Genomic DNA, 19597 nt, shown 5'->3' with positions numbered 1-19597 from the left:
TTTTAGTGAATGATTTTACTTCCTTTTGCATTCTCAACAAATTTTTCACTTGATTTGTTAATTGGTGTTTTCAGTAATAACGCAGCAACGATCATAACTACTACGAAAACACTTAACACAAGTAAGTCTCTTATTACGATATCCCAAAGCATTCCGCCAACAGTTTCACGAATTGCACTAATTGCGTATGTGAACGGTAAGAACGGATAAATTGCTTGGAAGAATTTCGGTGTCATTTGAATTGGGAATGTTCCGCCCGACCCTGCTACTTGTAGTACAAGTAAAATGATCGCCATCGATTTCCCAACGTTTCCGAAAATAGAAACGAGTGAGTATACGATACAAACGAAGACTCCACCAATAAATAAACTAAATAACACAAACCAGAACTTATCGACTACGTACGTACCGAGTAAGAATATATCTCCCATCGATACGATAAACGCTTGTGAAAGACCTATCGTTAAGAATGTTAATAAACGTCCGAAGTAAATTTCATGGCTCTTATAATTCGCGCCCTCTTCGTGTACTTCTACCGTTAATAATGAAACCATTAATAATGCGCCTACCCATAATGCAAGCACTGTATAGAATGGTGACATCGCTGAACCGTAGTTCGGCATCGCAAATAATTTATTTTCTTTTAAATTTACTGGATTCGCAAAGTAATCACTTTGCTTCTCAACATCGTTTTTCAATAAGCGTATGATGTCTTTTAAATCCTCTTCAGATTCAAAATCACGAATTTTATCTGCTAATTCTTTAATCTTTTTCTCAGTCTCCGGCATTTCAGCTTTAATGTCTACTAATTTCTTTCTACCGTCTACTAAGCCTTTTGATGAATCTTCTAGTAATTTTTTAACATCTGGAAGCTTTTTGTCTGCCTCTTTTAAAATTTGAGATGTGTTTTTAGACATACGTTTCGTACGTTCAATTGCTGTGTTAAAGTTTGGAACGATTTCTGAATCATATGTTGCTAAGAAATCGCCTAATTGAGCTGAAGCATTTTTAGTCGCTTCATTAATGCTTTCTACAACCTCTTTTGTAGGCTTCTGTCCATTATTAATTAGTGTAGTTGCTTTATTCGTTGCATCTATACCTTTTTGAACAGAATTTTGTATTTTGTTCAATTTTGCAATTCCGCCATTAAGGTTTTTTCCGCTATTTACATCTGCTAATACCTTATTTGTGCTTTCTAGAACCGGAATCGCATCACCAATTAGATTATTAGTAGCTTGTAGTTGACCATTTAAATCGTTTAAAGCTACTTTTGTACTATCTAATCCATTAACACCTCTATTATTTACGTCTGCTATAACACCTTCTAAATTATTTTTTGCCTTTTCATATTCATTTTTCACACTATCGTATGCTTCATTTGCATCAGCTTTAGCTTGATCGACTGTGCTGACTGCTTTTTTATAATCTGCTACAAACGTTTCATTATAATCTTTTTCCGCTTGATCAATTAATCCATTTGCTGCATCTAATTTTTGATTCGCTACATCTGTTACATCTTTCTTTACTTCTTGTCCTGTACCAATAACATTTACAATATCTTTAATACCATTGTTTGCATTTTCCATACCGCTTTTTAGCTTAGTTAAGCGATCCACTCGCCCTTGGAAAAAGCTTTGACCAAAATCAGTCGTCGCTGACTTTTGAAGTTCAGTAAATACATTAATAAGATATGCAATACTATCTGTACGCCCTTGAAGATTTTCAGAAACCGCATTAAGGTCTTGTTTTGCCTTTTCTGGATCAAACTGACCATTTTGCAATCCATTCACAACACTTTTTCCATATGCTGTTCCTGCACGTGCTGAGTTTAAAACGTTATTAACTGTTTGATTAATGTTTCTTGCAATGTTTTTATAACCTTCATCATTCATCTTTGAAAGATCAGGGCGTGCTGGGAACTCCGGTAATCCCTTCATACCAGAAAGGTCTATCCCTGGATTCATTAAAAAGTTCGTAAAAGCATTGGCCTTATCCATTACATCTTTTGCTACAGTTAAATTGTTTCTCATTGTTCCAGGTGCGTTCTTTAAAGTTTCATCATTATTTGCAAAGAACTTATCTAAATTCCCTAACGCTTCTTGCCCATCATTCATAACACTCTCTACAACTGGCAACTCTTTCTGCGCTACTTTCACAACATCTTCTGCTCGAGTTGCATCATCTAACGCCTTATCCATGAGTGTATTCATTTCTGGGAACTGCGCTTCTAGCTTAAAGACAAGATCTTTTACTTTCTCGATACTTGGTAAGTTTGTTTCTAAATCGATTCCAAGGTCATTGAAAATTTTAAAAATCTCACCGTTTGCTGTTTTAACAAAATTTTTACTAATTTCTTCTGTAATACCTGATGCACCTTTTGCTGTAATCTTCGGTGCGATCGCGTTTACTTTTTCATTCACATAGTAATCCAGTTCTGGTTTTTTCGGATTTTCATCCAGAACAGTTGCGATTTTTTCAGAGAAGTCTTTTGGAATCGTAATACTTGCATAATAATCCCCACGCTCAACTCCGTAAATTGCTTGTTTTTCATCTACAAATTTCCAGCCAAGATTTTTGTTTTTCTTAAGGGAGTCTACAATCTCTTTCCCGATATTAATATCTTTCCCTCTTAAATTAGAACCTGCATCTTGGTTGGAAACTGCAATGGGAACCTCTTTTGTATTTCCATACGGATCCCAAGAAGCTTTAATGTTAAACCATGCATATAACGATGGTAAAATCATTAATCCTAAAACAATAACAATTGCAGCCCAATGTTTGGCTACATTCCGTAAATCTGTCTTATAAATACGCCAAATCTGTTTCATAGAAGTTATCACCTAATTATATATTTTTCCTTCTTTAGAAAATGATACATACATTTTGCAATTATATCACTTTCTACATCGTGTATTAACCAAAAACGTACTATTTTTTCCCATTAACTTTCACTTACTTCATTATATAACGAAGTGAGTCAAAGTATGAATACAAAATGACCAAATCGGTTTTACATTCAATAATAACAAATATATATGAAATGTCATAAAAAATACAAGTATTTTCTCTTGGAAATACTTGTATTCCTAAAAAAAATCCTCACAGCTTTTATTCTCTGTGAGGATTTCTTCTATTATATATCCAATTGAACCTCTACACCGAAATGATCTGAAATTACATTTCTGTTTGTACCATTGAAAATAACTTTTGAAGAATGAACTTTTTTACTTTGGTTACACAATATTAGATCGATTCGCAAATTATGTTTATTTTCATCCCAACCAGCAATCTCACCTTGGACAGTCGTTCCTTCATCCTTCTCTATTGCTAATTCATATGTGTCATACAACCCTTTTTGCATCATATACTCATAACCTTCGCCTTCCAACCGAGCATTGTTATTAAAATCCCCCATTAAGAAGGCGAGCTTATTGCTATCTACACGCTCCATCAAACGATCGACTTGACCTTCGAATGACTCTTCTTCATCATTCCACCAACCGAGATGGCAAGAGTAAAACGTTATATCCTTACCATTATAAGCAATTGTTGCACTTACAATTTTACGCGTTTTCCAATACGTTGTATCCTCGTTTTCTGAAATGAAGAACGTATCTTCTTTTATAATATTATGCTTCGTTATAATTGCTAATCCTTCTTCATACACGTCATAACCAATATGAGAGAAATCCCAAGTAATATTGTAATCTTTTACATGTAGCGCTTTTAACTCTTCTAATAGTAAAAGTCCAAAATTATCTTCTTTCTTGTTACCGCATACATTTTCAGCTTGTATGGACTGACTTACTTCTTGCAATGCGATGACATCGTACCCTTCTTCTTGAATTACTTTAGCAAGGTATTGTATCTTTTCTATTTGATTCTCTTCTTGCCAAGAATGACAGTTTAAAGTTAGCAATTTCATATATTATTACGCACCTAACATATCTTGAATGTCTGACTTTAATACGTCAGCTTTCGGACCATATACCGCTTGTACACCTTTATCTTTTACAATAAGCCCTAAAGCACCATTTTGTTTCCACTGTGCTTCTGGTGCAACAACATCTAAATCTTTTACTGTTACACGTAAGCGTGTCATACAAGCATCTACGTCAGCAATATTTTCTTTTCCACCTAATAAATCGATAACTTTTGTTGCTAATGAACCGTCTTGTACATTTCCTGTTCCTTCTGATGCCTCATCTTCATTATCAATATAGTTACCTGCACGCCCTGGTGTTGGTAAGTTGAATTTTTTAATTAAGAAATTAAATAGTGTAAAGTTAAGACCGAAGAACACTAATGAAACAATAACAAAGTTGATTAAGTCTCTTGTTAAACCTGCGTTAACCATCATTGGTGTACGAGTAATTAACTCAATAAATCCAAATGCATGAACACGTAAGTTAATTAAATCAGCTAGCGCGAATGCAAGTCCTGTTGTAATAGCATATACAACATATAATACTGGAGCAATAAACATGAACATGAATTCAATTGGTTCTGTTACACCTGTTAAGAATACTGCTAATGCTGCTGATAAAAACATTGGTTTATATTTTGCACGCTTTTCTTTATCAACGTTACGGAACATCGCAAATGCAATCCCCATTAACGCTGCTGTTGAGCCGATAACTTGTCCAGCTTTGAAACGAGCTGGTACAACGTTATTTAATAAATCGTTATATGCCTTCGTATCTCCATTTGCTAGTAAATTATTTAAATCTGTAATCCATGCAAGCCATAATGGATCTTGTCCTGCTACAACTTGTCCAACTTTTGAACCAGTTAGCATCGTATATGTTCCGCCTAGCTCTGTATAGTTCATCGGAATCGTTAACATATGGTGTAAACCAAATGGTAATAATAAACGCTCTAACGTTCCATATACAAACGGTGCAACAACTGGTGCACTATCTTTTGAAGCTGCAATCCAGCGACCAAATTCATTTAACCCACTTTGGATGAATGGCCATAGAAGTGATAATACAATCGCAGTAACTGTAGACCAAAGAATTACAACGAATGGTACAAATCGTTTTCCATTAAAGAATGCTAATGCCTGTGGCAGTTTATTATAGTTATAATATTTGTTATATAAAGTAGCTCCTAAGAAACCTGTGATAATCCCTACGAACACTCCCATGTTTAATGCGGGTGCACCAAGTACAGAAGTAAAGTAATCTTTTACAATTAAATCTCCCGCTATTACTGAAGAAACTTTCGCTTTTGAATCCGCTAACATTTCAGCGTTTACCCCAAATATAGCTCCTGTAATTCGGTTTGTTAAGACGAATGCTAATAGCGCTGCAAATGCACCACCCGCGCGATCTTTCGCCCAAGATCCCCCAATTGCTACTGCGAATAAGATGTGTAGATTTGTAATGATTGCCCAACCGATGTCTTCCATTACGCGAGCGATTGTATGAACTGCGTTAACATCCCCAGCAGACATACCAATTAACTTACCGATGGAAATCATTAAACCAGCTGCTGGCATTACAGCTACAACAACTAATAAAGCTTTCCCGAACTTTTGCCAAAAATCAAAAGACGTAATTTTCATCTGTTCTTCCTCCCCTTTATTTATAACAACATAATGATTTAAATTATAATTTCTGTCCCTTTTATGAAAACGATTCCTCATATCATTTTTCTTTTTTACGCAACCGTTTTCATAAATCTATTTTAATAAAAGCGTTTTCACTTTGCAATAGAAATTTATTTTTTTTCATAAAAAAAGATGCTCAAAGAGCATCCTTTTTTATTATGAAATGCGATAAACCCTTGTTTCATAAGGTTTTAAAGCAATTGTTGTTACTTCTTCATGTTCCGCAACTTCATAGTTATTTAAAAGCAAACGTTTGCGTTCTAGTGCAAATGAACCCTCATTATACACAGCTTCCTCTTTTGAGATATTACTAATTACAATGACTTTTTCATCCTGTAACGTACGTGTATATGCATAAATTTGTGGATCGTCTTCTAAAAGTAAATCGTACGTACCATAGTTCAGTACATCGTGCTCTTTTTTCAGGGCAATCATTTTCTTATAGAAATTGAAAATAGACTTTTCTTCATTTTTTTGCTTTTCAACATTAATTTCTTTGTAATTTGGATTCATGCTAAACCAAGGTGTACTTGTTGTGAAACCAGCATTCATCTCATCATTCCACTGCATAGGTGTACGTGAATTATCGCGGCAAGAAGCCCATATAATCTCCATCATATCTTGATGTGGTACGCCCTCTGCAATTTTCTCGCGATATAAATTTTTAATTGCTACATCATCGTAATCTTCAATATTTGGTAACTGAACATTTGTCATACCAATTTCTTGGCCTTGATAAATAAACGGTGTACCGTGCATAAAGAAATACATCGCCCCTAGAGCTGTTGCACTTTCACGCCAATATTGTTTATCATCTCCCCATGTTGAAACGATACGTGGTTTATCGTGATTCTCAATATATAAAGCGTTCCATCCTTTATTTTCTAATCCTTTTTGCCATTTCGTTAATACTTTTTTCAATCCTACAACATCAAGGTCTTTCTTCTTCTCTGCATCCCATAAACTTAAATGTTCAAATTGGAATACCATATTGAACTTACCTTGCTCTTCTCCAACCCATAGCTCAGCATCTTCAATCTTAACACCATTTGCTTCACCAACAGTCATAATATCGTACTTAGAGAATGTATTTTCTTTTAGCTCTTCTAATAAAGGTTGAATACCTTTCACATTCATATGTTTATCAAAAGATGGCACATATTTTAACTCTTTTGGATTTGGCATATCCTTGAGGCCTTCTTCTTTTTTAATATGACTGATCGCATCAACGCGGAAACCATCAATACCTTTATCAAGCCACCAATTAACCGTATCATATAGTACTTCGCGAACTTCTTTATTCTCCCAGTTTAAATCTGGTTGTTTACGTGAGAATAGATGTAAATAATATTGTTCTGTTTCTTCATCATATTCCCATGCCGAACCATTAAAAATACTTTCCCAGTTATTTGGCTCCGCACCATCTTTACCATCATGCCAAATATACCAATCACGCTTCGGATTATCTTTAGATGAACGTGATTCAATAAACCATGGATGTTCATCACTCGTATGATTAATAACTAAATCAATAATAAGCTTCATATCACGCTTATGAACTTCATCTAGTAAAGCATCAAAGTCTGCCATTGTACCAAACTCATCCATAATATCTTGATAATCACTAATATCATAACCATTATCATCATTAGGCGACTTATACATTGGACAAATCCAAATTACATCTATACCTAAATCTTTTAAATAATCCAGTTTTGCAATAATACCTTGTAAATCTCCAATACCATCACCATTTGAATCCATAAAGCTTCGTGGATAAATTTGATAAGCAACCGCTTCTTTCCACCATGTCTTATTCATAGTCATTCTCTCCTTTTGCATCCCATCGGAATTTTATGCAAACGTTTTCGTAACACTATCATAACAAAATATGAACAGTTTGCAACTGTTTTCATTGAACTCTATGTAGATTCTTTATTCTTATGCTTTATTTATTTCTCACAAAGGTAAATCTCATTCTTCACCTCTTCTTGAAACTGGTAGCCCCTCTCTCTTTATAGAAGAAGTTCCTTATATAAAGGCTGTTGAATTTTTTAATGGCGGTAACATCCCTGAAAATTTCAAGCGCTCTGGTTCCTATGTCTATAAACCTATTCCCCTTAAAGGCATTCAAATCATGCAATACTTTCTTTCTCATGCACCGAATAAAGATGCTAGTATTTGGCATCAATCGCTCATAGGTGCTGTTGAAAATATTTCGCCGAATAAAACGGCTTATTTTCATCGTAAAGCAATTATTGCTCAAGAATACATTACCTCTTGGAAATGCGATGATGAAGAAAATCGAAATATACGCTGGGTTAAAGGTTTACGAGAAAGCTTAGATCCTTATACACTAGGTGACTATGTGAACTGGCCCGATATCGACATTAAAAATTGGCAAACTAGTTATTATGGCTCTAACTTTCACAGATTACGTAAAGTAAAAACCATGTATGATCCTTGTGATGTTTTTCATTTCCAACAAAGTATTCCTCCTTTTCATACGTGAAAAAAGGGGATAACATAAAAAAATCATCCAATATACCGTTACCTCGCAGTATGTTGGATGATTCAAGTTGATTTTCTATATCGTTTCAAATTCTTGCTCCTACTCATAAACTTTTACTTACAGATTAATTGTATTTCGTATCATTTTCATGCAATGAATGTAATTTAATATTTGGTACTTTATCTTTTTCAATACCTCTATTATAAGAAACAGGAACTTGAAATTCGAATTGCTTTGTCTCATGTTTTTGTAAATAGACTGGTTTCGGTACTGGATAGCTTTTTGAATTCTCGTTTGCATTATCGTATAAAACAACTTTTAATGCTTGTGAATGATTACGATAATTTTTTAAAGTAACAATGCACTTCGGTTGGATATTCTCTCCATTTTTCTCCATTCTACACTGGCTATCTTCTTTTTTATATTCTATTGCTTCTACCCCTGTTTTTCCTGCGTAGTACCATGTTTTATTCAATGTCTGGAGGATTGTATTTAAAATAAACGGCATCATTACAATCAAAATACTAATGCCTACTACTTTTATCTTATTCGTTTTTCTAAATGTACTAGACTCCTTTTTTCCTAGCCATTTTAAAAATAATATAAATGCAATTACATGTAGTATGAAAGAAACAATCAATATATTTGAGACTTTATAATCCATATAAACATACGTATGTATCGGAACCTTATAGACATTGAATAGTTTTTCCCCAATTAATTCATTATCATTTGGAATTTTTAATAATAACAAAACCCCTATACTGTAACAAATAGCTACTAATCGATCATACTCAATACGAATCATTCTTTCTCCCCTTCACTTTGTATTTTATTATCGATTTTAGCTATTTTTACCATACTATACAATCTTTTTATAGAGGATAACGTAAAAAAGTTCCTTATAAATATATAAAGAACCTTATTAATATACACTATGAATTAAAAAATCAATATACAATTTTCACATAGAGATTTCTTCAAAATATGTTGGATCATGTATTGTAATTTTTTTATCTAAAATTGTAACAATGCTATCATTTTTTAATTGTTTTAATACGCTGCTAACTGTCTCTCGAGATGTTCCAGATATTTTGGATATTTCAATTGTTGTAAGTGGACATGAAATTACAATCTTTTCTCCACTCTGTTCTCCTAAATCCTGCATTAAATAATTTAACGTTTGGATAACACGATCTTGTGCATTAGGAATTGTAATATTTTGCACTCGATTTTCGTTCAATTTTAATATAGATGATAATTGCTGAACAACGTACATCAATTGCGTTCTGCTGGACTTTACCATATCTTCAAAGATTACCGTTGGAATATAATATACCTCCACATCCGTCATTGCTTCTGCTGTATAGTTATATCCTCTGTCTGTAAACATACCACCATAAGGAAAAATAGAATATCGCTTCACATAGTCATCGTATAATAAGTTCCCATTTTGATTAACCCGCTCTAACTTTACAAAACCATCTAACATGAAGTAAATTCTTTCTCTTGAATCCCCTTCTAAAAATAAAAATTGACCTTTTTTATAAGTTCGCCAATAAACAAACTCTGTTAAGCCTTTCAATTTTTTTTCTGTTAAATGAGCAAATAATTCGAACTGCTTTAAGTCTTTCACTACGTTCCGTCTATTCATAAAATTCCCTCTCTCTTGCTGTATGTTGGAGCGAAAAAATCAAGAAAGCGTATTCAATTTGAATTTTATCATAATTAACTTACATATTCAGATTTCATCATGAAAACTTTATGAACAATGAGTACAAAAAATATTAATAAATAAAAAGAATGAAGTTACTAACTCCATTCTTTTTTACTACTAAGTAGCGTACATAAGAATTTAAACATACATGCATACATTCTGTTTTGAAATAATAGTACCAGCTTTTTCTTCTAGTGCTTCATATACTTTTTCTAAAGACGTAATAATTGTTTTTCTTTTTGGATTTGTATTAACAAAATTAATAGCAGCTTCAATTTTCGGAAGCATGCTTCCCGCAGCGAATTGTTGTTCTTCAATATATTCTTCTAATTGATTCACTGTGACATGCTCTAATTTTTTTTGATTCGGTTGATTATAATTTACATACACATGATCAACTGCAGTTAAAATAACGAGCGTATCGGCATCTACTAATTCTGCTAATTTCTGTGCAGCGAAATCTTTATCGATAACCGCTTCAGTTCCTTTTAGCCCTTCTTCGGAATCAATTACTGGAATTCCACCTCCGCCAACAGCTATCACTATATTTCCATCTTCGACCAAAGAATTAATCACTTTATGTTCATGAATACTTACAGGCTTCGGTGATGGAACAACACGTCTCCATCCTCTACCAGCATCTTCTTTAAACACTGCTTTTGTTTCATCCATTAATCTTCTGGCCTCTTCTTCTGTATAAAAAGGACCGATTGGTTTAGTTGGATTTTTAAATGCCTCATCTTTTTTATCCACAACAACGCGTGTTATAACCGTTGCTACGTCTTTTTTTATATTCCGTTTTTTCAATGCCTTTTCAATCGCATTTTCCATCCAATATCCAATCATTCCTTGGCTCATTGCCCCACAAGTATCTAATGGCATTGCAGGTGTCTTTTCCGTTTCTGCAGCTTTTTGCTGTAATAAAATATTCCCCACTTGTGGGCCATTTCCATGCGCAATTACTATATCCACATCATTTTCCATTATTTTCACAAGTTGTTCTGCCGTTTTTTCCAACGCTTCTTGCTGCGCTCCCGCAGTAGCTTCTCCAGACTGTATCGCATTTCCCCCTAGTGCAACTACAATTTTTCTTCGTGCCATATTCCAGCCCTCCAGTTGATTTCGCTTTCACAGCGCTTTATAAAGTAATACTGCCTGTAATTAATCCATAAATCGCAAAGAATGCTAAAGCACCAATTGCTACGGATGATGCTAATTCCACTCGAGTAAATATTTGCTTCGAACTCTTTTGCTTTTGAACATTGTAAAAAATAAAAATACCTGGCGCATATAAAGTCATTGTTAATAATAAATACTCTAAACCAGCTGCATAAACTAGCCACACGCCATAAATACTTGCTATCAAGCCAATTATTATATTTTTATTTCGATCTGCTTCTTCAGACTTTAAGCTATGCTTCAGTTGATAAAACGCTGAAAAAGCATATGGGATTAAAATAGCTGAAGATGCTAAAGAGAATGCAAAGTTATACGCCTGATCAGAAACGACGAATGTTAACAAGAACATTTGTATTAAACCATTTGTTATCCATAATGAATTTACTGGAGCCTTATTTTTATTTTCTTTTGCGAACCATTTTGGAAATACTCCATCTTTAGCCGCTAAATATGGAATTTCAGAAGCGAGCAAAGTCCAACCTAACCAAGCACCTAATACAGAGATGACCAAACCTAAATTAATAAAGATAGCACCCCATTTTCCAACAACACTTTCAAATAAATAAGCCATAGCCGGATTTTTCAAACCTGCAATATCTGCTTGCTGCATAAGTCCAAGAGACAATAATGTGATTAAAATGTAAATGATGAGTGTACCAATTAAGCCAATAACGGTTGCTTTCCCTACATCACTTCTATTTTTTGCTCGACTGGATAAAACAACAGCCCCTTCTACCCCAATAAATACCCATAAAGTTACAAGCATTGTACTTTTAACTTGGCTGCCAACTGCTCCCCATGAAAAAGAACCAGCTTGCCCCCAAAATCCATCTAAGAACGTATCAATATGAAACGCGAAGATTCCTATGACAATAAATACAAATACAGGTACTAATTTTGCGATTGTAGTTACTAAATTCACAAGGGCTGCTGATTGAACTCCACGTAAAATTAACATGTGAACACACCATAATAATACGCTTGCACCAATAATGGATTCTACATTTTGACCGCCTTCAAAGATCGGGAAGAAATATCCTAATGAAGAAAACAATAATGTACCGTAAGCTACATTTCCAAGCCAAGCAGATAGCCAGTATCCCCACGCACTATTAAACCCCATAAAATTACCAAACCCTGCTTTTGCATAGCTAAAAATACCACCATCTAAATCTGGCCGTTTTACAGTTAGATTTTGAAAAGATAATCCAAGTGCAATCATCCCAATTCCTGTTATAACCCAGCCAATAATAATGGCTCCAGCACCAGCACCTTTTGCCATATCACTCGCTAAATTAAAGGCTCCACCGCCAATCATAGACCCAACTACAAGAGCCGTTAGTGTAAACAACCCTAATTTCTTATCTTCACCCATTCCACTCACCTCTCTTAAATTGCAATAACAATACAAAAGCAATAGTGAATGATCGTGTCTAAAGGAGGAGAAAGAAGAAAGGAAGACTCCCTTTCTTCTTTACTCCATATTTCCTAAAGTAGCTGCCATAACCGCTTTAATTGTATGCATTCTATTTTCAGCTTGATCAAATACTTTTGAATGTTTACTGCGGAATACTTCGTCAGTTACCTCCATTTCTTTCAACCCATATTTCTCATAAACTTCTTCGCCATACATCGTTTCAACATCATGAAATGCAGGTAAACAATGTAAGAAAATCACGTTTTCATTCCCTGTTGCTTTAATCATTTTCATATTTACTTGATAAGGTTTCAATAACTCGACACGTTCAGCAAATTTTTCTTCTTCCCCCATAGACACCCATACATCTGTATAAATTACATCCGCATTCGCAACAGCTTCTTCCACATTACTTGTTATCATTACCTGTTCATTATATTTTTTTGCTAAATCAATTACTTCTTGTGCAGGCCATAAAGATTCCGGTGTACAAATACGTACATCCATTCCAACGATTGCTCCACCAACTAGTAAGCTATTAGCAACATTATTTCGTCCATCGCCAACGTAAACGAGCTTCACATTTTTCAATTTCCCTATATGTTCTCTAATTGTTAATAAATCTGCTAGTGTTTGTGTTGGATGCCACATATCTGTTAATCCATTCCAAACCGGCACACCAGAATTTTGTGCTAAAGATTCTACGGTTTCATGATTAAATCCACGAAACTCAATTCCGTCAAACATACGCCCTAACACTTTTGCTGTATCCTCTACAGATTCTTTTTTCCCAAGTTGAATATCACCTTTCCCTAAATATTCAGGATTTGCTCCTAAATCTGTACATGCTACTGTAAATGCACAACGTGTACGAGTAGAAGTTTTTTCAAATAAGAGCGCTACATTTTTACCTTCTAAATAATGATGCGGAATACCATTTTTCTTTTTCTCTTTTAATTCTGCTGCCAAATCTAGAAAATATAATAATTCTTCTTGTGTAAAATCTTTTTCTGCTAGAAAGCTTCTTCCTTTTAAATTTGGTCTAGTCATTAACATAATTCATCCCTACTTTCTCCGTTATTTATACTAAATATCTTTACGAACAATTGGCATACTCATGCAACGTGGACCCCCACGACCACGAGATAATTCCGAACTTAGCACCTCAATCACTTCTATACCGTGTTCCCGTAATAACGTATTAGATACATAGTTGCGATCATATGTAACAACTACACCTGGCGCGATTGCTAATGTGTTCGAGCCATCATTCCATTGTTCACGAGCAGAAGCAATTACATCTCCTCCTCCACATGGAATAAGAACTAATTCACTTAAGCCTAATACCTCTTTTAATGCTTCCATTAAAGAAGTACGATGTGTAATTTTAAGAGTTTCCTCATCTGATCCTTTTTCTAAAATATAAATATTCATATTCCCTTTTGGCCCTTGAATGGCTGGGTGAATTGTAAACTTGTCATAATCAACCATTGTAAATACTGTATCTAAATGCATAAATGCTCGACATTTTGGAATTTCTATTGCTAACACTTTCTTAATTTTATTTTGTCGGCTAAAGAGATTTTTAGCTAAACGTTCAATTGCTTTAGCTGAAGTACGAGCAGATACTCCAATCGCAATTGTTTCTTCATTTAAAATTAGCTCGTCGCCACCTTCAATTGGAAATTTATAATCACGATCTAACCAGATTGGTACATTATGTTTTTCAAATCTTGGATGATATTTAATGATGTACTCCATGAATAATGATTCACGTCTACGCGCTGGTTCTCTCATCTTATTTATCGTTAAGCCATCGCCCACGCTAGCTGCTGGATCACGAGTAAAATATAAATTAGGCATTGGATCTAAGTAAAACGGATAGTGATCTTCCATTAATTCATATAAATGTGTCTTCTTACTTGTTTCAATTTCGTTTTTCCGTACACCGCCCATAATTTTTTGAATTAATTCTTCATTTGAAAAGGAAAGTAAATATTCTTTTAAAGTTTGATGTGCAACATTTACGTCGGCCTGTCCTTCTTTTAAAATACGATCAACAAATTCTTCTCGAAGTTTTTTATCTACTAACGCCTCAGCGGCTAGTTTTTCTAAATAAAGAACTTCAACACCCCGATTGCGTAACGTTTGTGCAAAATAATCATGCTCTTTTTGAATAATTGGTAAGTATGGAATATCGTCAAATAATAATTGCTGCAAATAATCTGGCGTCAAGTTTTCCACTTCTTTACCCGGTCGTTTTAATAAAACCGTTTGTAATTCCCCAATTTCTGAAGTAACATGTATCGGATGTTTCATTTGTTGTACCTCCTTTTAAATATGTTTGATGTCTTACAAGTACATAATAAATGCTCTGCACTTTCATCTTTGTGAAAGTATCCACATTATCATTGTGAAATATTAAACAAGTTATTTTTTTAAAATCATACGAATATGTATTTTTATAACAAACTATCTCGCTTTCTCAATAAAAAATACATATATTACGCATATATGTTGAATATTTAACTTCCGTATTTAAACAAAAATCCTGTTTTTAATTTTATTAAAAACAGGATTTTTGCATCTAAATAATTAAATTTAATCTTTCTTCTATAATCTCCCTATCTGATTTCGACTGTGAAATTATAAGGCATGTATCATTTCCACATATACATCCTATTTTTTCTTTCCAATCTAACTCATCAAATAAAACACCAATAACATGTGCATTACCAGGTAATGTTTTAATAACCATTAATTGATCTACACAATCAATTTTCACAACAACTTCTCGTAATTTTTTCTTTAACTTTATATCAGTTTGTACATGCTCTTCTGAGAAAACTTTATATATCATTAATCCTTCTTGAGAAGGTACCTTCGTTAAGTTTAACTCACGAATATCGCGAGAAACCGTAGCTTGTGTTACTAATACATCTTTTTTTGCTAACAATTCTACTAATCTTTCTTGCTTATCTATTTCATACTCCTTTACAAATTGTTTAATTAACCGTTGTCTTTTTTCTTTTTTCATAAAAGACACCCCTTTTAATATTATAGCTCGCTATAATTTTCATCCGAAAGGGACAGAAAAGAATGTTGCGGAAACGTTCATAGTTTAACTGTAAATATTAAATCAAGCTAAATAAAAAAGAGAAGAACAGCATTCTGTTCTTCCTTTTACATTGAAAATCGTTCAATTGTTTGTTTCAAATCAGTTGCTTGTTTCTCTAAATCCTTTAATAATTGATCGATTACTATCATATTTTTAGACTGTTGTAGCGTCACACGCGCCACTTCTTGCGAACCAGCTGACGTTTCTTCAGCAATTGCTGCTACAGCTTTTGTTTGTGCTCCTGTTTGATGAATGTGGCTCACTTGTTCATTCATATAACTACTAATTTGCTGAGTTGCATCGGCTACTTCCATAACACTTGATGACATTTCTTTTAAAATTAATTCCGTAGCTTCCCCACGTTTCGCCTCTTCTTTAGCTATTTTCACTTGTTCTGTCATTTTCATTGCAACTTGTTGTACTTCATCTTGCATATTCCGTAATAACTGCGATATGTTTCTTGCAGAATGATCACTTTCATCAGCAAGTTTACGTACTTCTTCCGCAACAACCGCAAAGCCTCTTCCATGCTCTCCTGCGCGAGCTGCCTCAATAGAAGCATTTAGTGCTAATAAATTCGTTTGGCTAGCAATCGCACTCACAACAGACACAATATGTTCTACTTGTTTCATTCGTTCTTCTAACTTCTGTACATTTTGCATTGAATCTTCATTTTCTTTTGCCAATGTTTGAATACCTTGAATTAAAGACGTAAAGACACGAGTACTATGCCCTAAAGCTTCAACCATTTCTGAAGACAATGTATCAGACTGCTTCGCTTTTTCTTCTACTTCACTTGCAATAGAAGTCGTTGTATCAACAGCAGAAACAATTGCTTGAATTGATGCCGCTGATTGCTCAGCGCCTGAAGAAATTTCTGCAAGTGTCTCAGATACACCTTGCGCTTGTCTCGTTGCTTCGCCTGTTTGTTTTCTAATCTGCTGTACTTGATTATTTGTATACGAAAATGTTGTATCAATATTTTTTACCATGCCCCTTAAGTTTCCTAACATCATATTAAATGCAACACTTAAAGATTTAATTTCATCATCTGTCTTCGGTAATGGAACATCTTCACGAATATCACCCTCAGCTGCTTTTCTTGCCGCTTCCTCTAACTTGCGAAGCGGTTTAATTAAAAATACGGCTGCTCCATATGCTAAAATTCCAGACCATACTACCCCTAATAACATAACGATAATATTATATACAGTTTGACTTACATAACTTTGAAAATAATCGTATATCACGTAAATAAAAAAGATACTTGTTGAATATGTAATGAAAGCTAAAACTGTAGTGAATAGCATAAGTTGTGTACGTAATCCAAAAGAAAATGTTTTCCTTTCTTTTTCCATCTTCCCTTTCCCCCTTTTTATAAGCAATATAAATACTACCTATATATTATTATCCATATTTTCATTATAGAAGGATATAGAGATTTTAAAAAAATTATTTCTTTGAATATCAAATTGCACGAAAAAAATAAAGGATTCTGACAATTTATGACTAATAACAGAAATAAGGGGCAACATTTGTAAAATATATTTTTAACTGGGGGTTTTGTATGATTCAAGTTCGAAATCTAGTAAAATCATTCGGTTCACTTGATGTGTTAAAAGGAATTGATTTAGAAGTAAAAGAAAAAGAAGTTGTTGTTTTAATTGGTGCCAGTGGTTCTGGTAAAAGTACATTACTTCGCTGTCTTAACTTTTTAGAAATGTACGATGAAGGCGAAATTCACTTACAAGGTGAGCGAATTGATCCAAAGCATTCAAATTTAAATAAAGTCCGTGAAAATGTCGGTATGGTTTTTCAGCACTTTAACCTCTTTCCTCATATGACCTCACTAGAAAACATCATAGAAGCACCTATTCACGTAAAAAAATTAGAGAAAGCAAATGCAAAGGATATTGGAACTCAACTTCTCCAAAAAGTCGGCCTTCAAGATAAAGCAGATGTAACTCCTCATCTTCTTTCAGGTGGTCAAAAACAGCGCATTGCCATTGCACGAGCTCTTGCAATGAGCCCTAAGATTATGCTATTTGATGAGCCTACCTCAGCTTTAGACCCTGAACTTGTTGGAGAAGTATTGCAAGTTATGAAAGAACTTGCTGAAGAAGGGATGACAATGGTTATTGTTACTCATGAAATGAATTTCGCAAGAGATGTAGCAGATCGCGTCATCTTTATGGATGATGGAAAGATTGTAGAAGATGCTCCGCCAGCACAATTCTTTTCAGCTCCATCACATGAACGGGCAAAACAATTTTTACGCAACGTTTTATAATGTAACTTTTGTTTCGAACGAAAAAGAATACATTCATACGGTGCACAACTAATCATCCAAATAAAATATTTCAATAACATACTAAAAAACCATCCGTATGATCAATATATAGGAGGGGTTTTATGAAAAGAAAACTATTAACCATTGTTGCTAGCATTACACTATGTACATCTTTCATACTAGGAGCTTGTAGCAAAGAAAGCTCTACTACTTCAACAAATGGTGAAAAAGAATTTCGCTATGCGATGAGTGGATTATACAAACCTTTTAACTATAAAGAAAATGACGGCAAACTTGTCGGTTTTGATGTAGAAATCGGTGAAGCTCTTGCTAAAAAGATGAACATGAAGGCTACGCCAGTTACAAACCCATGGGAAACGCTGATTCAAGGTCTTCAAGCGAAGAAATATGATGTAATACTGGGTAGTATGGCAATTACAGAGGAGCGCTTAAAAGCTGTTAGTTTCTCAAATCCGTACTATCGCTCTGGCGCCCAAATTTTTGTAGCTAAAAAGAATAACGCTATCTCTTCTCCAGAAGATTTAAAAGGTAAGAAAATTGGTGTTGTAAAAGCTAGTACCTTTAAAAATCTTGTTGCAAAATATACAGATCAAATCACTGAATATGACAGCGATATTACTGCTCTTATGGATTTAGAGCCTGGGCGTGTTGACGCAGTAATTACGGATCAAATGGTTGGTCTACGTATGATAAAAGAAGGAAAATCAAATATAAAAGAAGCCGGAAAACCATTAAATCTTGATGAAATGGGAATTGCTATTCGCAAAGATGATAAAGAAATGGTTGAGAAAGTAAATAAAGCGTTAGATGAAATCATTAAAGATGGTACGTATGAAAAGATCAGTAAAAAATGGTTCGGGCGTAATATTCTCGGTGAAGAGGAAAAAACGAAGTAAGTTAGCCATTCAAAAGATTCATAAACAGTGCCCCACTGATTAAATGTTCATTTTATGTGGGGCATTTCATTCTCTACTAAAATCTATACAATATGAGGTGAAACGCATGTTTGAAATTTTTATCTCTACCTATCCCACACTCTTAAAAGCTACTATTGTCACATTACAATTAACATTAACCTCCCTAGTACTCGGTTCATTAATTGGATTATTATTTGCTTTCTTTCGGATCTCGAATAACAAAGTTTTAAATAGCATTGCTCATATCTATATTGCTATTATTCGTGGTACACCTTTAATCGTTCAAATCGCAATTCTCTATTTTGGCATTACATCTGTCATTGTTTTCTCCCCTTTTTGGGCAGGAGCAATCGCTTTAGCAATTCATAACGGTGCATATATTACGGAAATTTTCCGAGGATCCATTCAATCCGTCGACCGGGGACAATTGGAAGCCGCTCGCTCCTTAGGTATGCCTTACCCTTTAGCTATGCGCCGGATTATATTACCACAAGCATTTCGTCTGTCTCTTCCTCCTCTAGGAAACCAATTTATTATCGGATTAAAAGACTCTTCACTTGTCGCTTACGTAGGACTGTCCGAGTTATGGGGATCAGGTTTATCAATTGCAGCAGGTAACTTCCAACAATTAGATACTTACATAATCGTTGGTGTATACTATCTCGTACTTGTTCTTCTATTTACTTATTTTGTTAATCTCTTAGAAAAACGACTACAACGAAAAGAAACTAACTCCGTCCAATTCCATAAAAAGAACAAAAAGGAAGTTTCTTTATAAGAAAAAGCAAGCCTGAGATGGCTTGCTTTTTCAT

General features: G+C 34.3%; 14 protein-coding genes and 3 pseudogenes. 4 read left to right on the top strand and 13 right to left on the bottom strand.

The features are described from left to right. Positions 1–2 precede the first annotated feature (2 nt). The 4 genes from D1166_RS13315 to D1166_RS13300 all read right to left on the bottom strand — a co-directional run bounded on the left by D1166_RS13315 (position 3) and on the right by D1166_RS13300 (position 7435). Positions 3–2828, bottom strand: coding sequence for a YhgE/Pip domain-containing protein (locus D1166_RS13315; protein WP_097856523.1), 2826 nt, complete (start codon positions 2826–2828; stop codon positions 3–5). 305 nt (positions 2829–3133) lie between these two features. After that, a complete protein-coding gene (locus tag D1166_RS13310; protein ID WP_061113725.1) occupies positions 3134–3925 on the bottom strand; it encodes an endonuclease/exonuclease/phosphatase family protein in 792 nt (263 codons plus the stop codon). Positions 3926–3931: 6 nt separating this feature from the next. Continuing rightward, positions 3932–5569 carry a PTS transporter subunit IIBC gene (locus D1166_RS13305; RefSeq protein ID WP_000705560.1) on the bottom strand — a complete coding sequence of 546 codons (1638 nt, stop codon included), beginning with the start codon at positions 5567–5569 and terminating at the stop codon, positions 3932–3934. 201 nt (positions 5570–5770) lie between these two features. Beyond that, a complete protein-coding gene (locus D1166_RS13300) occupies positions 5771–7435 on the bottom strand; it encodes a glycoside hydrolase family 13 protein (RefSeq protein WP_001044703.1) in 1665 nt (554 codons plus the stop codon). A gap of 154 nt (positions 7436–7589) precedes the next feature. Between D1166_RS13300 and D1166_RS13295 the strand changes: the two are divergent. Beyond that, a pseudogene (locus D1166_RS13295) lies at positions 7590–8126 on the top strand (BBE domain-containing protein); the annotation flags it as partial. 124 nt (positions 8127–8250) lie between these two features. On the opposite strand, the gene D1166_RS13290 reads toward D1166_RS13295, so the two are convergent. The 9 genes and pseudogenes from D1166_RS13290 to D1166_RS32330 all read right to left on the bottom strand — a co-directional run. Beyond that, positions 8251–8934 carry a hypothetical protein gene (locus D1166_RS13290; protein WP_000619194.1) on the bottom strand — a complete coding sequence of 228 codons (684 nt, stop codon included), beginning with the start codon at positions 8932–8934 and terminating at the stop codon, positions 8251–8253. Positions 8935–9090: 156 nt separating this feature from the next. After that, the gene (locus D1166_RS13285; RefSeq protein ID WP_001081905.1) at positions 9091–9780 is read right to left on the bottom strand and encodes a Crp/Fnr family transcriptional regulator; all 690 of its coding nucleotides are present in this window, start codon (positions 9778–9780) and stop codon (positions 9091–9093) included. 201 nt (positions 9781–9981) lie between these two features. Continuing rightward, entirely contained in the window at positions 9982–10944 is a 963-nt protein-coding gene (gene arcC / locus D1166_RS13280; RefSeq protein WP_000113948.1) for a carbamate kinase, read from the bottom strand. 37 nt (positions 10945–10981) lie between these two features. Further along, on the bottom strand, positions 10982–12397 hold the full coding sequence (arcD, locus tag D1166_RS13275; RefSeq protein ID WP_000503410.1) for an arginine-ornithine antiporter: 1416 nt from the start codon (positions 12395–12397) through the stop codon (positions 10982–10984). Positions 12398–12496: 99 nt separating this feature from the next. Continuing rightward, on the bottom strand, positions 12497–13495 hold the full coding sequence (gene argF / locus D1166_RS13270; protein WP_000930289.1) for an ornithine carbamoyltransferase: 999 nt from the start codon (positions 13493–13495) through the stop codon (positions 12497–12499). Positions 13496–13525: 30 nt separating this feature from the next. Further along, on the bottom strand, positions 13526–14758 hold the full coding sequence (gene arcA / locus D1166_RS13265; RefSeq protein WP_000682337.1) for an arginine deiminase: 1233 nt from the start codon (positions 14756–14758) through the stop codon (positions 13526–13528). A 268-nt stretch (positions 14759–15026) separates the two neighbouring features. Next, complete coding sequence (gene argR / locus D1166_RS13260) at positions 15027–15476, bottom strand: arginine repressor (RefSeq protein WP_000711827.1); 450 nt, start codon at positions 15474–15476, stop codon at positions 15027–15029. A 146-nt stretch (positions 15477–15622) separates the two neighbouring features. Next, positions 15623–16195: pseudogene (locus D1166_RS32335) on the bottom strand (methyl-accepting chemotaxis protein); the annotation flags it as partial. A 369-nt stretch (positions 16196–16564) separates the two neighbouring features. Then, positions 16565–16750: pseudogene (locus D1166_RS32330) on the bottom strand (HAMP domain-containing protein); the annotation flags it as partial. A 374-nt stretch (positions 16751–17124) separates the two neighbouring features. On the opposite strand from D1166_RS32330, the gene D1166_RS13250 reads away from it, so the two are divergent. The 3 genes from D1166_RS13250 to D1166_RS13240 all read left to right on the top strand — a co-directional run bounded on the left by D1166_RS13250 (position 17125) and on the right by D1166_RS13240 (position 19563). Continuing rightward, entirely contained in the window at positions 17125–17847 is a 723-nt protein-coding gene (locus tag D1166_RS13250; protein WP_000616925.1) for an amino acid ABC transporter ATP-binding protein, read from the top strand. Between the two features lie 122 nt (positions 17848–17969). After that, positions 17970–18764 (top strand): ABC transporter substrate-binding protein, encoded by a 795-nt coding sequence (locus D1166_RS13245; RefSeq protein WP_000823768.1) that lies wholly within the window; start codon positions 17970–17972, stop codon positions 18762–18764. Positions 18765–18807: 43 nt separating this feature from the next. Continuing rightward, positions 18808–19563, top strand: a complete 756-nt coding sequence (locus D1166_RS13240) for an amino acid ABC transporter permease (RefSeq protein WP_002004337.1) — start codon at positions 18808–18810, stop codon at positions 19561–19563. Positions 19564–19597: the final 34 nt, after the last annotated feature.

It is taken from the genome of Bacillus sp. ISO11 (genome assembly GCF_003458115.1).
Taxonomy (GTDB): Bacteria; Bacillota; Bacilli; order Bacillales; family Bacillaceae_G; genus Bacillus_A; species Bacillus_A cereus.
This window is presented reverse-complemented; position numbering and strand designations above follow the sequence as displayed.